The following is a 14,202-nucleotide window of genomic DNA, read 5'->3' on the forward strand; positions in this document are numbered from 1 at the left end:
CCGCTCCGATCACACTTTATCCGTCGCCGGCGCGGACGCTGCCGGCAAGGTGAATCCGGACACCGAGCGCCGCAGCTGACTGGCCATTTTCGCCAGGTTGCCGATGCTTTCGGCGGTGGCCGTGGAGCCGGACGAGGTCTGCGAGGTGATCTGCTGGATCACGTTCATCGTCAGGGAAATCTGCCCGGCGGAAGACGTCTGCTGCTGCGCCGCGTTGGAGATGCTTTGAATCAGCGCGGCGAGGGTCTTCGACACGCCTTCGATTTCTTCCAGGGCTACACCGGCATCCTGCGCCAGTCGCGCGCCGCGCACCACTTCGGTGGTGGTTTGTTCCATGGAAATAACGGCTTCGTTGGTGTCGGTCTGGATCGCCCGCACCAGGGTTTCGATCTGCCGGGTGGCGGCGGACGAGCGCTCGGCGAGGCGCTGCACTTCGTCAGCGACCACGGCAAAACCGCGCCCGGCATCACCGGCCATGGACGCCTGAATCGCCGCGTTGAGGGCGAGGATGTTGGTCTGGTCGGCGATGTCGTCGATCAGGCTGACGATGTCGCCGATTTCCTGCGACGACTCGCCGAGGCGCTTGATGCGTTTGGCGGTGTCTTGAATCTGCTCGCGAATGTTGTCCATGCCGTGGATGGTGTTGTGCACCACCTCGTTGCCCTTGTTGGCGATTTCCACGGAACGCTCGGCCACCGCTGAAGACTCGGCGGCGTTGGCTGAAACCTGATCGATGGATTCGGCCATGTCGCTGATCGCCGTCGACGCTTCGGAAATCTGCTGGGCCTGATGCTCCGAGGCTTGCGCCAGATGCATGGCGGTGGCTTGGGTTTCCTGCACGGCGGCGGCGACCTGGCCGGCGGTGAGGTTGATGGTCGCAACCAGATCACGCAACTGGTCGACGGAGTAGTTGATCGAGTCGGCGATGGTGCCGGTGAAGTCTTCGGTCACCGAGGCGGTCACGGTGAGGTCGCCGTCGGCGAGGTCTTCAATTTCATCGAGCAGACGCATGATCGCGTTCTGGTTGCGCTCGTTCTTCTCGGCGGTTTCGCGCAACTGGCGATTGGTCTCACGGACCATCACCAGACCGATGAGGATGATCGAGGCCAGCGCCAACAAGCCCAAAACATAGCCGCCGATGGTGTCGGTGTTGCGCCCGCCAGCCAGGTTTTCAAAACCGGTGGCCAGGTGTGAGGCTTCGTCGAGCAGGGTTTGCGAGAGGCTGAAGATGTTGCTCGCCGATTCGCGAACCTTGAACAGCTCTGGCGAGGTTTCGAGGATTTCATCCACGGAACCGGAAACGAACTGGAACAGCTCAGAGATTTCACTCAGACGCGCACGGGCGTCGCGGTCTTCGACCTGACTGATCTTCAGCGCAGGGTTGCCTTGCAGCATGCCGTTGAGCACTTGGCCAAACCGGGTGGCGTCGCGGCCAAAGGCGTCGGCGGCTTGTTGGGAGTTTTCGTCGCCGGCGAGCACGGTGTTGACCGCGCCGAGAATGCGCTCGGCCAGCAGCGACTGACGCTGGGCCATCGCTACTTGCGCGGCCGGGGCGCCACGCTGGAGGAGGATTTCGACGACTTTTTCGTATTCGATCTGCAACTGCGGCACGGTTTCGGCCAGCGTTGCGGCGACCTGATGCAGCGACAGCACGGTCTGTTCGCTGGAGAGAATCGCGTCGGTGTTTTTCAGCAGGCGCTCCCAATCCAGCTGCACAGCGCGCATTTCCGGGCGCACGGTAGCCGGGGCGGGAGGCAGGCCGGTGGCCGGATCGCCCTTCTTCAGATAACCCCAGCGCTGGGCGAAATCGTTGCGCGCATCGCTGAGCAACTTGAACGCGGCAGCCTTGCCGGCGGCGGCTTCGGTGGCGTTCTTGGCGATGCGTTGCGAGAGCACGCGCAGTTCACCGGCGTGGCCGATGTACTGTTTGTCGTAGTTCGCCTGGGTGTTGAGGTACGCGAAGTTGGCGAACAGCAGCATGATGAATACGATCAGTGCGATGAACAGCACGATGATCTGCGAGCGACTGCGCGATCCTTCCGCCGGCTTGCCTGTTTTTGCTTTTGTCATCGATCCTCGCCCTAAACCCACACCTTTGAGGCCTGCTGCAATCCCTGTGGGAGCGAGCTTGCTCGCGAAAGCGCTGGGTCAGCCAATATTTATCTTGCCTGACACGCCCTCTTCGCGAGCAGGCTCGCTCCCACAGGGGACGGTGTTGAATCTGTTATATCGCAACGCTCATGAACACCGGGGATTTCGCCAGGGCAAACAAGCTGAACACCCGCCAGTTCTGCTCACGGCGGAAGTAGCCTTTGACGAACTCGGCCTTCGAGCCTTGGCGTTTGCTGATCGACAACGGCTCAAAGCTGTTCTGCTCAAAGTGCTGCAAGCCAATGACTTCATCGACCATCAACCCGGCGAACACATCGCCATGCTCGACCACCAAGACCCGCCGCTGTTTACGCAGCGGCGACAGTTCATGCCCGAAAAATCCGCACAAATCCATGATCGGCAGCAGCCGCCCGCGCAGGTTAGCCACGCCTTTGACCCACGGCTTGACCCCGGGCAACTGGGTGAAGCGCGGTTCATGCAGCACTTCGCTGACTTCGCCCATCGGCGCCACATACCAATGCTCGCCGAGACGAAAGCCGATACCGCTCCAGCGATCCTGGCGTGCCGGTTGCGATGGCAAGTCCGCCGCCAGCAAGCGGCAGCGCTGGTCGATTTGCCAGAGCAGTTCGAACGCGGTCAGCGATTCGCTCATGGTCGCGCGATCAGCCTTTGAGCACGTTGTTCAGGGTCTTGATCAGGGTCTCTTCGTCGACCGGTTTGGTCAGGTAGTCCTTGGCGCCCTGACGGGTGCCCCAGACCTTGTCGGTTTCCTGATCCTTGGTGGTGATGATGATCACCGGGATGTGGCTGGTGTCGGCGTCCTTGGTCAACTGGCGAGTCGCCTGAAAACCGTTGAGGCCGGGCATGACGATGTCCATCAGCACCGCGTCAGGTTTTTCCTGACGGGCCAGGGCCACGCCGTCGGCGCCGTTTTCGGCCTTGAGCACTTCATGGCCGTGCTTTTCGAGCATGCCGGTGAGTTTGTACATTTCAGTCGGCGAATCATCGACGATCAGGATACGTGCCATGGTTTTCCCCATTTTTCTTGTCGACCCCCGGCCCACTGGCCGCGTGTCTCTGTACGTGTCTTACTGCGGCAAAACGGCGGCGAAGCCCGGAACATGGGCCTGAATCGCGTTGAGCAGTTCTTCCTTGCTGAAAGGCTTGGTCAAAAATTGATCAGAACCGACAATCCGCCCCTTGGCCTTGTCGAACAGCCCGTCACGCGATGACAGCATGATCACCGGCGTGGCCTTGAATGCACTGTTGTTCTTGATTAAAGCGCAGGTCTGATAACCATCCAGACGCGGCATCATGATGTCGACAAAAATGATCCCGGGGTGGTTATCGGCGATCTTCGCCAGGGCGTCGAAACCGTCGATCGCCGTGATCACTTCGCACCCGACATTTTTCAACAATGTTTCGGCTGTGCGACGAATCGTTTTCGAGTCGTCGATCACCATGACCTTCAAGGCGCTGGACTGCTGTTCCATAAGAGGGCTCTACCGTCGCCTTTGCGAATCAAATTGTCCGTTTTGCGATGAGTAATGGCTGGAAACCCTTGATGTTCAAGGGCCAGCACCGCTTGGCAGCCTTTTTAGCACAGTCTCCAGATGCAATCTATCGACGGGTTTTTCCTTGACCGAAAACCCGCCCGGCGCCACTCTGGCGGCACTTTTTCAATACCGATCCGGTAGCCAATTTTCGAGGAAAACCCAATGAGCGTTCGCGTCGGGATTGTCATGGACCCTATCGCCAGCATCTCCTATAAAAAGGATAGCTCGCTGGCCATGCTGCTGGCCGCGCAAAAGCGTGGTTGGGAACTGTTCTATATGGAGCAGAGTGACCTGTATCAGGCCGAAGGCCAGGCACGGGGGCGCATGAAGCCGCTGAAAGTCTTCGCCAACCCGGACAAATGGTTCGAACTGGACGTCGAGCAGGACAACCTGCTGAGCGATCTGGACGTGATCCTGATGCGCAAGGATCCGCCGTTCGACATGGAGTTCGTCTATTCCACCTACCTGCTCGAACAGGCCGAAACCGCCGGCGTGCTGGTGGTGAACAAGCCGCAGAGCTTGCGCGACTGCAATGAAAAGCTGTTCGCCACGTTGTTCCCGCAGTGCACGCCGCCGACCATCGTCAGCCGTCGCCCGGACGTGCTGCGTGAATTCGCCGACCATCACGGCGACGTGATCCTCAAGCCGCTGGACGGCATGGGCGGTTCGTCGATCTTCCGCCACACCGCCGGCCACCCGAACCTGTCGGTGATCCTCGAAACCCTGACCTTGCACGGCAAGCAGCAGATCATGATTCAGGGCTACCTGCCGGCCATCGTCGACGGCGACAAACGCATCCTGATGATCGACGGCGAGCCGGTGGATTACTGCCTGGCGCGGATTCCGGCACTCGGCGAAACCCGTGGCAACCTCGCCGCCGGTGGCCGTGGTGAAGCGCGCCCGCTGACTGACAAGGATCGCTGGATTGCTGCTCAGGTCGGCCCGACCCTGCGTGAGAAAGGCCTGCTGTTCGTTGGTCTCGATGTGATCGGCGAAAGCCTCACCGAAATTAATGTCACCAGCCCGACGTGCATCCGTGAAATCGACAATGCCTTCGGTACTGACATTGGCGGCATGCTGATGGATGCGATCGAGAAGAAGCTGCAAGCCACGAGCCGCAAGCCGCAAGCCTGACGGCCAGCTACAAGCCGCAAGCCATGAGCTACAAGCTTTTACTTGCAGCTTGCCGCTCGAAACTTGCAGCTGCCCTTATGCATCTTGTCGCTTGAAGCTAGTCGCTTGCAGCTAAAAACCAACATTGCGTTATCATGCCGTGCCTTTAAAAACGCGATGTTGGTTTTTCTGTCATGACCCTCCCGTCCGATCTGCCCGCAGAACTCGCCCACCGTGGCGTGCGCCCGGCCGATCGCCTCGGATTTACCCTGTTCCTCGCGGCGCTGATCCATTTGGCGCTGCTGCTCGGCATCGGCTTCACGATGGTCGAGCCCAAGCAAATCAGCAAAACCCTGGAAATCACCCTCGCCACCTTCAAGAGCGAAAAGAAGCCGGAGAAGGCTGATTTTCTCGCTCAGGAGCATCAGGAAGGCAGCGGCACGCTGGACAAGAAGGCGATCCCGAAAACCACTGAAGTGGCGCCGTTCCAGGACAATCAGGTCAAGAAAGTCACCCCGCCCCCGGCCGCCAAGCCGGAAGTGCAGGAAGCCGCGCCCAAGGCTGCGGTGACCACCGTCGCGCCGAAGCCGAAAAAAGCGCCGACCAAGAAAGAAGAAAGCAAAACCGAAGTCAAACCGACAGTCGACGCGCCAGAATTCGACAGCTCGCAGCTGTCCAGCGACATCGCCAGCCTCGAAGCCGAACTGGCCAAGGAACAACAGCTGTACGCCAAGCGCCCACGCATCCACCGCTTGAGCGCCGCCTCGACCATGCGCGATAAGGGTGCCTGGTACAAGGACGACTGGCGCAAGAAGGTCGAACGCATCGGCAACCTCAATTACCCCGAAGAAGCCCGGCGCAAGCAGATCTACGGCAATTTGCGCCTGATGGTCTCGATCAACCGCGACGGCTCGCTGTATGAAGTGCTGGTGCTGGAATCTTCCGGCCAACCGCTGCTGGATCAGGCGGCGCAGCGCATCGTCCGACTGGCGGCACCGTTTGCGCCGTTTACCGGGGACTTGTCGGATATCGACCGTCTGGAAATCATTCGTACCTGGAAATTCGCCCGGGGCGACAAGCTCTCGAGCAATTAAGGGCAAGATCAAAAGATCGCAGCCTTCGGCAGCTCCTACATTGGCCTGCATTCACATGTAGGAGCTGCCGAAGGCTGCGATCTTTTGGCGGCTTCAGCTTGTCAGTTCGCCCCCCGAACGCCACACTAGCGCACATGAAAAACGTCAGCCCCAGCTACCTCAAGCATCAATTCCTGATCGCCATGCCACACATGGCCGACCCGAACTTTGCCCACACCTTGACCTACATCGTCGAGCACACGGCCAATGGAGCTATGGGGATTGTGGTCAACCGGCCGCAAGAGCTGAATCTGGCCGACATCCTTGAGCAACTGCGCCCGGACATCGAGCCGCCAGCACTGTGCCAGCACGTACCGATTTTCATCGGCGGTCCGGTACAGACCGATCGCGGTTTTGTCCTGCATCCGGCGGGCAAAACCTTCCAGGCCACCGCGCAACTGGACGGTGATCTGGCCCTGTCGACTTCGCAGGATGTGCTGTTCGCCATCGCTGACGGCGTCGGCCCGGCGAAAAGCCTGATCGCCCTCGGTTACGCCGGCTGGGAAGCCGGGCAGCTGGAAGCTGAGCTGGCCGACAACGCTTGGCTGAACTGCCCGTACGACGCCGACATCCTCTTCAACACCAGCAGCGAACTGCGCCTCGAAGCGGCGGCCCGGCACCTGGGGATCAACCTCAGCCTGCTGACCAGCCAGGCAGGACACGCCTGATGGCCCTTCGCCTTATTCTCGGCTTCGACTACGGCACCAAACAGATCGGCGTCGCGGTCGGCCAGGTGATTACCGGCCAGGCCCGCGAGCTGTGCACCTTGAAGGCGCAGAACGGGGTGCCGGACTGGAACCAGGTCGAAGCGCTTATAAAAGAATGGAAACCCGACGCCGTGGTCGTCGGCCTGCCGCTGAACATGGACGGCACGCCGAGCGACATGTGCGTACGCGCGGAGAAATTCGCCCGCCGCCTCAATGGCCGCTTCAATCTGCCTTTCTATACCCACGACGAACGCCTGACCACGTTCGAGGCCAAAGGCGAGCGCCTGGCCCGTGGCGGTCAGAAAGGCAGTTACCGCGACAATCCGGTGGACGCCATCGCCGCCGCTCTGCTGTTGCAGGGCTGGCTCGATGAAAACACTGCATTGTTTGAATCCTGACAAGCGCTTCGGCGCTTTTCTTTTGAGTGAAAAACCGAGCCGCGTCCAAGGACCCGACTCGCCCCCAACAAGGAGCAACCATGAGCCTGCCAAATCCCGCCGATCTGATCAGCCAGATGGCGACCCGCCTCAAGGCGCACCTTGCCCAGCGTGACATCACTGAACCGCGTTACATCGGCATTCGCACCGGCGGCATCTGGGTCGCACAGGCTCTGCTCAAGGAATTGGGCAGCGACGCGCCACTGGGCACACTCGACGTGTCCTTCTACCGCGATGACTTCAGCCAGAACGGCTTGCACCCGCAAGTGCGCCCGTCCGCCCTGCCCTTCGAGATCGAAGGCCAGCATCTGGTGCTGATCGACGACGTACTGATGAGCGGTCGCACCATCCGCGCCGCCATGAACGAATTGTTCGACTACGGCCGCCCGGCCAGCGTGACCCTGGTCTGCCTGCTGGACCTCGACGCCGGTGAGCTGCCGATCCGCCCGAACGTAGTCGGCGCGACTTTGGCGCTGGCCGCCCACGAACGGGTGAAGCTGTCCGGCCCCGAGCCGCTGACGCTCGAACTGCAAGACTTCAACCTTTAATCCGCCCTATTGAGAGTCCCCTTCGCGATGACGCCTCTAGATACCAAGCGCCCGCTGCAGCTCAATGATCAGGGCCAGCTGCGCCACTTCCTCTCGCTCGACGGCCTGCGCCGCGAGTTGCTGACGGAAATCCTCGACACTGCCGACTCGTTCCTTGAAGTCGGTGCCCGGGCGGTGAAGAAAGTCCCGTTGCTGCGCGGCAAGACCGTGTGCAACGTGTTCTTCGAAAACTCCACGCGCACCCGCACCACCTTCGAACTGGCCGCCCAGCGGCTGTCGGCGGACGTAATCACCCTGAACGTGTCGACCTCGTCGGCGAGCAAGGGGGAAACCCTGCTCGACACCCTGCGCAACCTCGAAGCCATGGCCGCCGACATGTTCGTCGTGCGCCACGGTGATTCCGGCGCCGCGCACTTCATCGCCGAACATGTTTGCCCGCAAGTGGCAATCATCAACGGCGGCGACGGCCGTCACGCGCACCCGACGCAGGGCATGCTCGACATGCTCACCATCCGTCGGCACAAAGGCGGCTTTGAAAACCTCTCGGTGGCCATCGTTGGCGACATCCTGCACTCACGGGTTGCACGTTCGAACATGCTCGCGCTGAAAACCCTCGGTTGCCCGGACATCCGCGTGATCGCGCCGAAAACCCTGCTGCCGATCGGCATCGAGCAATACGGCGTGAAGGTCTACACCGACATGACCGAAGGCCTGAAAGACGTCGACGTGGTGATCATGCTGCGCCTGCAGCGTGAACGCATGACCGGCGGCCTGCTGCCGAGCGAAGGCGAGTTCTACCGCCTGTTCGGCCTGACCACCGCGCGTCTGGCCGGGGCCAAACCGGACTGCATCGTCATGCACCCGGGGCCGATCAACCGCGGGGTGGAGATCGAGTCCGCCGTGGCAGACGGTCCGCACTCTGTGATCCTCAATCAGGTGACCTACGGCATCGCGATTCGTATGGCCGTGTTGTCCATGGCCATGAGCGGGCAGACTGCCCAGCGCCAATTCGAGCAGGAGAACGCCCAGTGAAGCTCAGCATTCTCGGCGCACGCGTCATCGATCCAAGCAGCGGCCTGGATCAAGTCACCGACATTCACGTTGAAGCCTGCAAGATCGTCGCCCTCGGCGCCGCCCCAGCGGGTTTCACGGCAGTAGAAACCATCGACGCCCAAGGCCTTGTCGCCGCTCCCGGATTGGTCGATCTGAACGTTGCCCTGCGCGAGCCGGGCTACAGCCGCAAAGGCTCGATCATTAGCGAAACCCGCGCGGCGGCCGCCGGTGGCGTGACCAGCCTGTGCTGCCCGCCGAAAACCAAACCGGTGCTCGACACTTCCGCCGTCGCCGAGCTGATCCTCGATCGCGCCCGCGAAGCCGGCAACACCAAGGTGTTCCCGATTGGCGCGCTGAGCAAAGGCCTGGACGGCGAGCAACTGGCCGAGCTGGTGGCGCTGCGCGACGCTGGTTGCGTGGCATTCGGCAACGGTCTGGAGAGCTTCCGCAACACTCGCACCTTGTGCCGGGCGCTGGAATACGCGGCGACCTTCGACCTGACGGTGATTTTCAACTCGCAGGATCATGATCTGGCTGAAGGTGGTTTGGCCCACGAAGGCGCGGTTGCCAGTTTCCTCGGTCTGCCGGGCATTCCGGAAACTGCTGAAACCGTGGCACTGGCCCGGGATCTGCTGCTGGTCGAACAGACCGGCGTGCGGGCGCACTTCAGCCAGTTGACCAGCGCTCGCGGCGTTGCCCTGATCGCTCAGGCGCAGGCCCGTGGTTTGAAGGTAACGGCGGATGTTGCGTTGTATCAGCTGATACTGACCGACGAAGCATTGATCGACTTTAGTAGTCTGTATCACGTGCAGCCACCGCTGCGTACGCGTGCGGATCGCGATGGTTTGCGTGAAGCGGTGAAGTCCGGCGTTGTGTCGGCGATTTCCAGCCATCACCAGCCGCACGAACGTGATGCCAAACTGGCACCGTTCGGCGCGACAGAGCCTGGCATCAGCAGCGTTGAGCTGTTGCTGCCATTGGCCATGACGCTGGTTGAGGATGGTTTGCTGGATCTGCCTACCTTGCTGGCGCGTTTGAGCGCAGGCCCGGCTGAAGCGCTGCGTCTGCCGGCGGGCAAACTGGCGGTGGGTGGGGCGGCGGATATCGTGCTGTTCGATCCGCAGGCGTCGACGGTGGCCGGTGAGAACTGGTTGTCGAAAGGCGAGAACTGCCCGTTCCTGGGGCACAGTTTGCCGGGTGTGGTTCGCTATACGCTGGTGGATGGGCGGATCAGTCACCAAGCGTAAACTCTAATGATCGCAGCCTGTAGTGGGCTGCGATCTGTTTGACTTCGGTTAGTAACACCAATTGTCTAATTACTAAAATTCTCAACTCCCTTCCCAAACCAGCACATCCACTCGCCTAATTCCCGCTATTTGCCGTCCATCAACAGGTGTAGGAAAAGGCAAGCGAGCCACAAAGAAATTTCCGACACCTTTCTTTCCTACGCAAATAACTTCGGCACAATCAGAAACAGACTACAAAATTTCCATATCCAAGTTTGATACGCCACCCCTAATATAAAACCTGCGAGAAGGACGACGATTACCAACAAGGATGAACATATGAAAAACGGACTTACGCTTCCACCTATCGTCACCAAGGGCACAACAGGGAATTCTGGTGGCTTTACAGTTAACCATGGTTTTAGCTGGGGAACCTACGCCACGGCAGATTGGCAGGGCGCTGGAGAAGCCATTATCAACCATGATGGTCAAACCTACTCACTTCCCTTAAGCGATGGGCCTGTGTTGTCTTCAGCGGAAATGGATATGTTCCATTCCTGGCTGGAAATGAAATCTGGCATCAAAGCTTTCACCTATGAGCTCCAAATGGTGAACAAGGCAATAAATAACAATGCTCTGGGAGGTATTCGTGACTTGTGGAGAATCACTGAAAGCGATAACTACCTACTCAACAACGCCGCTGTTATTAGTCACGGCTACTTCAAGAACAAGATTATAAACTTCAGTCTGGCCGATGCATTTGCTGCGCAGCAGAAATTGAGCCCGATAGAAGCACTGATCAAAGTTTCAGCGACAGCTCCATACAATTTAAATTACGAGACATTGACTAACGAGTTGTCGGGAGGCACTTTCAGCCCTATTAAAGCTTTCACCCACTACCTGTGGGGGAACGGGGAGAGGATGAGAGTGAGCATTAACAATATCGGCCTGAACGTCAGGGCCAACGAACTGCCGCTACTGGCCAATTCAATTGCCAGCACCCGAGAGGCCGGCACCTATTATTTATCTGATCCGAAGATCCCTTACGCAACCATCAATGACAGCAACGTCACCGGAGCTTACCTAGGAAGAATAGCGTTAAGCATGGAAGGAAGTTTCACGCGAGATGTACAAGGATCCTGGATTTTCGATGGCGTCGTCAGAGCGTATACCGATACTTATGATTTCGACGCCAGTAACAGATCAACAGCGCTTGAAATCTTAACAACAGCAGGTAGAGTATTCTCCGGAACGCATTACGAGATCGATATTTTCGGGGAGCAAAAAATACGACTCACCGGAACTGGCTTTCAACTGACCCCGTAGATTTTATAATATCTTCCACGCCCGCTCAGTGGAGCTCAAATGAAGAGACTCTATAAATTTTCGAGTTGTACATACCTCATTTTGCTCGCAGTCACATTTTGCACCGGCGCATTCATACTCACTAAAAATCTTGAAGCGCAAATATACGATGCCAATCAAGATTCAATCGGCATCCCCTTTAGCATAATGCTTGCTATATGGTTGACACTGACACTTAACCACCTAGTGCAGATTTTATTATTGCGAAAGTCACGCACTCGCTCCTCTACAAGCCTAATCCGAAAAATACCAGCATATTTTCTTGCCGCGGTGTCACTGGCGACTCTTGTGGAAAGTATTGTTTATTGGTCGATACCGAACCATGCAGTCATCGCAATATTTTACGTTGCTAGCGCAATCACGTTTATCGCTTTTCAAGTAAGCACATTTGCCCAACTGAAATAATACATTGCAAAACAACTCTTCGAGGGATTTGCCAAACCGTTCCTCTAAGCGGTCTGGCAAGTCTCTCATGTTTACTGGAAAGCACCGCGATTCTGCGCGTTGCGCACCGAAACCTGATCATTCAGCGTCCAGAAGTCATACAGCACCCCCAGAAAGAACAACCCGCCCGTCAGCAGATAGATCAGCCCACTGATCCACTTGCCCTGATACATCCGGTGCACGCCCAGTGCGCCAAGGAACGTCAGCAGAATCCACGCCACGTTGTACTCGATCGGCCCCGCGGTAAAACGCAGATCCGCCTCGCGATCCATTGCCGGAATCAGAAACACGTCGATCAGCCAGCCAATACCCAGCAGACCCAAGGTAAAAAACCAGATCGTCCCGGTCACCGGCTTGCCGTAATAGAAGCGGTGAGCACCGGTAAAACCGAAAATCCACAGCAGATAGCCGATGATTTTGCTGTGCGTATCTTGCTTCTGAACAAATTGTTGATAGGGGTTCATGAAGACCTCGATTCACTCGATAGATAAATATTCTTGAATTCTTTGTGACTTTTTTACAGGTAGCCGACGTATGGCAAATGTTACCGTTGCTAGCGTCAAAGCCTTATAACACCTGACTTCTGTCGGACAATTGCGTCCATTTACCGCTTATTTGGTTCCGTTGGCAGCCAAGTGAATCGACCAACGGCCTCGGAATGAAAAAAAACTCTGTTATAAAGTTGCGCGCTATCACTTAAGAGCCACGCCTAATGCGACCATTTTTCAAGACATGGCTAACCATCTGCCTATTAATGCCACTGGCCGCCCACGCCACCAATCGTGAGCAACGTCTTCCTAACGTTAACGGCTTTACCCCTAAATCCCATGCTTCGGCTCCTTCGAGCAAAAGCAGCAAAAGCAAAACCACCACGCTGAGCAGCAAGAGCCACAGCAAGCTGGTGCCACCGATGGCTAGCAAGGAAAGCAGCAATGTGCTGAGCCGTGCGGTCAACGTCCTCGGTACACCTTATCGTTGGGGCGGCAGCAGCCCAAGTAAAGGCTTCGATTGCAGCGGTCTGGTGAAATACGCGTTCAACGACGCCACGTTCGACCTGCCACGCACCTCGAACGCCATGGCCAGCGGTCACGGCGAAAAAGTCGAGCGCAAGGATCTGAAGCCGGGCGACCTGATTTTCTTCAACATCAAGAGCCGTCGGGTCAACCACGTTGCCATCTACCTGGGCAACGACCGCTTCATCCACGCACCGCGTCGTGGCAAAGCGGTGAGCATCGATACGTTGAACAAGCCGTACTGGCAGCAGCACTACGTGGTGGCCAAGCGTGTGTTGCCGAAAGAACAGAGCCAGATGCGCGTGGTTCAACGCTAACACCATACCGATCGTTCCCACGCTCCGAGTGGGAATGCCTCAATGGACGCTCCGCGTCCGCTTCGGCAGGGACGCAGAGCGTCCCGGGCTGCATTCCTTTGCGGCGCGTGGGAACGATCACTCCCTCAGAAATTATCCGGCGTACGCGCCTTCTCCCGTGCATGTTCGCGGCTGATCAAGCCCTTGGTCACCAGATCCTTCAGGCACATGTCCAGTGTCTGCATCCCCAGCGACCCACCCGTCTGAATCGCCGAATACATCTGCGCCACCTTGTCCTCACGGATCAGGTTACGGATCGCCGACGTGCCCAGCATGATCTCGTGCGCCGCCACCCGCCCGCCGCCAATCTTCTTGATCAGCGTCTGCGAAACCACCGCCAGCAACGACTCCGACAGCATCGAACGGACCATCGACTTCTCGTCACCGGGGAACACATCCACCACACGGTCGATGGTTTTTGCCGCCGATGTGGTGTGCAGCGTGCCGAACACCAAATGCCCGGTCTCGGCGGCGGTCAGCGCCAAACGAATGGTTTCCAGATCGCGCATTTCACCCACCAGAATCACGTCGGGGTCTTCGCGCAACGCCGAACGTAAAGCAGTGGCAAAACTGCGGGTATCACGATGAACTTCGCGCTGATTGATCAGGCATTTGCGCGATTCGTGAACGAATTCGATCGGGTCTTCGATGGTGAGAATGTGGTGATGGCGGTGGGTATTGAGGTAATCGATCATCGCCGCCAGCGTGGTCGACTTGCCCGAACCGGTCGGCCCGGTGACCAGCACCAACCCACGTGGCGCATCGGTGATCTTGCGAAAGACATCACCCATGCCGAGGTCTTCCATGCTCAGCACTTTCGACGGGATGGTACGAAACACCGCCCCGGCACCACGGTTCTGGTTGAAGGCGTTGACCCGAAAGCGCGCGACACCCGGCACTTCGAAGGAAAAGTCGGTTTCCAGATGTTTCTCGAAGTCGACCCGCTGGGTATCGTTCATGATGTCGTAGATCAATTCGTGCACTTGCTTGTGATCCAGCGGCGGCAGATTGATCCGCCGCACATCGCCATCGACGCGGATCATCGGCGGCAGACCGGCCGACAGGTGCAGGTCGGAAGCGCCTTGTTTGGCGCTGAAGGCCAGCAGTTCAGTGATATCCATAGCGCTCCTCAATTCCAG

General features: G+C 58.3%; 15 protein-coding genes. 9 read left to right on the plus strand and 6 right to left on the minus strand.

Going from position 1 to position 14,202, the window contains the following annotated elements; translation table 11 throughout:
- Nucleotides 1-9: 9 nt before the first annotated feature.
- The 4 genes from ACZZ0G_RS09685 to pilG form a co-directional block, all read right to left on the minus strand.
- Entirely contained in the window at nucleotides 10-2,070 is a 2,061-nt protein-coding gene (locus ACZZ0G_RS09685) for a methyl-accepting chemotaxis protein (protein ID WP_463556006.1), read from the minus strand.
- A gap of 154 nt (nucleotides 2,071-2,224) precedes the next feature.
- Entirely contained in the window at nucleotides 2,225-2,764 is a 540-nt protein-coding gene (locus ACZZ0G_RS09690) for a chemotaxis protein CheW (protein ID WP_095049470.1), read from the minus strand.
- Between the two features lie 10 nt (nucleotides 2,765-2,774).
- Complete coding sequence (gene pilH / locus ACZZ0G_RS09695; RefSeq protein ID WP_122596931.1) at nucleotides 2,775-3,140, minus strand: twitching motility response regulator PilH; 366 nt, start codon at nucleotides 3,138-3,140, stop codon at nucleotides 2,775-2,777.
- A 60-nt stretch (nucleotides 3,141-3,200) separates the two neighbouring features.
- Entirely contained in the window at nucleotides 3,201-3,605 is a 405-nt protein-coding gene (gene pilG / locus ACZZ0G_RS09700) for a twitching motility response regulator PilG (protein ID WP_007913673.1), read from the minus strand.
- Between the two features lie 225 nt (nucleotides 3,606-3,830).
- On the opposite strand from pilG, the gene gshB reads away from it, so the two are divergent.
- The 8 genes from gshB (at nucleotide 3,831) to ACZZ0G_RS09740 (ending at nucleotide 11,211) form a co-directional block, all read left to right on the plus strand.
- Entirely contained in the window at nucleotides 3,831-4,802 is a 972-nt protein-coding gene (gene gshB / locus ACZZ0G_RS09705) for a glutathione synthase (protein ID WP_463556007.1), read from the plus strand.
- A 173-nt stretch (nucleotides 4,803-4,975) separates the two neighbouring features.
- Complete coding sequence (locus tag ACZZ0G_RS09710) at nucleotides 4,976-5,875, plus strand: energy transducer TonB (RefSeq protein WP_463556008.1); 900 nt, start codon at nucleotides 4,976-4,978, stop codon at nucleotides 5,873-5,875.
- 134 nt (nucleotides 5,876-6,009) lie between these two features.
- Nucleotides 6,010-6,582, plus strand: a complete 573-nt coding sequence (locus ACZZ0G_RS09715) for a YqgE/AlgH family protein (protein ID WP_223027620.1) — start codon at nucleotides 6,010-6,012, stop codon at nucleotides 6,580-6,582.
- Nucleotides 6,582-7,019 (plus strand): Holliday junction resolvase RuvX, encoded by a 438-nt coding sequence (ruvX, locus tag ACZZ0G_RS09720; RefSeq protein ID WP_064589634.1) that lies wholly within the window; start codon nucleotides 6,582-6,584, stop codon nucleotides 7,017-7,019. The genes ACZZ0G_RS09715 and ruvX overlap by 1 nt, the downstream gene beginning before the upstream one ends.
- A gap of 80 nt (nucleotides 7,020-7,099) precedes the next feature.
- On the plus strand, nucleotides 7,100-7,606 hold the full coding sequence (gene pyrR, locus ACZZ0G_RS09725; protein ID WP_463556009.1) for a bifunctional pyr operon transcriptional regulator/uracil phosphoribosyltransferase PyrR: 507 nt from the start codon (nucleotides 7,100-7,102) through the stop codon (nucleotides 7,604-7,606).
- Between the two features lie 27 nt (nucleotides 7,607-7,633).
- The gene (locus ACZZ0G_RS09730; protein WP_007913665.1) at nucleotides 7,634-8,638 is read left to right on the plus strand and encodes an aspartate carbamoyltransferase catalytic subunit; all 1,005 of its coding nucleotides are present in this window, start codon (nucleotides 7,634-7,636) and stop codon (nucleotides 8,636-8,638) included.
- On the plus strand, nucleotides 8,635-9,906 hold the full coding sequence (locus tag ACZZ0G_RS09735) for a dihydroorotase (protein WP_463556010.1): 1,272 nt from the start codon (nucleotides 8,635-8,637) through the stop codon (nucleotides 9,904-9,906). Before ACZZ0G_RS09730 ends, ACZZ0G_RS09735 begins: the two co-directional genes overlap by 4 nt.
- Before the next feature lie 318 nt (nucleotides 9,907-10,224).
- Nucleotides 10,225-11,211 carry a lipid II-degrading bacteriocin gene (locus ACZZ0G_RS09740; protein WP_463556011.1) on the plus strand — a complete coding sequence of 329 codons (987 nt, stop codon included), beginning with the start codon at nucleotides 10,225-10,227 and terminating at the stop codon, nucleotides 11,209-11,211.
- Nucleotides 11,212-11,726: 515 nt separating this feature from the next.
- Here ACZZ0G_RS09740 and ACZZ0G_RS09745 read toward each other — a convergent pair.
- Complete coding sequence (locus ACZZ0G_RS09745; RefSeq protein ID WP_463556012.1) at nucleotides 11,727-12,158, minus strand: NINE protein; 432 nt, start codon at nucleotides 12,156-12,158, stop codon at nucleotides 11,727-11,729.
- 248 nt (nucleotides 12,159-12,406) lie between these two features.
- On the opposite strand from ACZZ0G_RS09745, the gene ACZZ0G_RS09750 reads away from it, so the two are divergent.
- Nucleotides 12,407-13,024, plus strand: a complete 618-nt coding sequence (locus ACZZ0G_RS09750) for a C40 family peptidase (protein WP_016985978.1) — start codon at nucleotides 12,407-12,409, stop codon at nucleotides 13,022-13,024.
- A 125-nt stretch (nucleotides 13,025-13,149) separates the two neighbouring features.
- On the opposite strand, the gene ACZZ0G_RS09755 is transcribed toward ACZZ0G_RS09750, so the two are convergent.
- Nucleotides 13,150-14,184, minus strand: coding sequence for a type IV pilus twitching motility protein PilT (locus ACZZ0G_RS09755; RefSeq protein ID WP_463556013.1), 1,035 nt, complete (start codon nucleotides 14,182-14,184; stop codon nucleotides 13,150-13,152).
- Between the last annotated feature and the right edge of the window lie 18 nt (nucleotides 14,185-14,202).

The organism is Pseudomonas sp. AC169 (genome assembly GCF_979258515.1).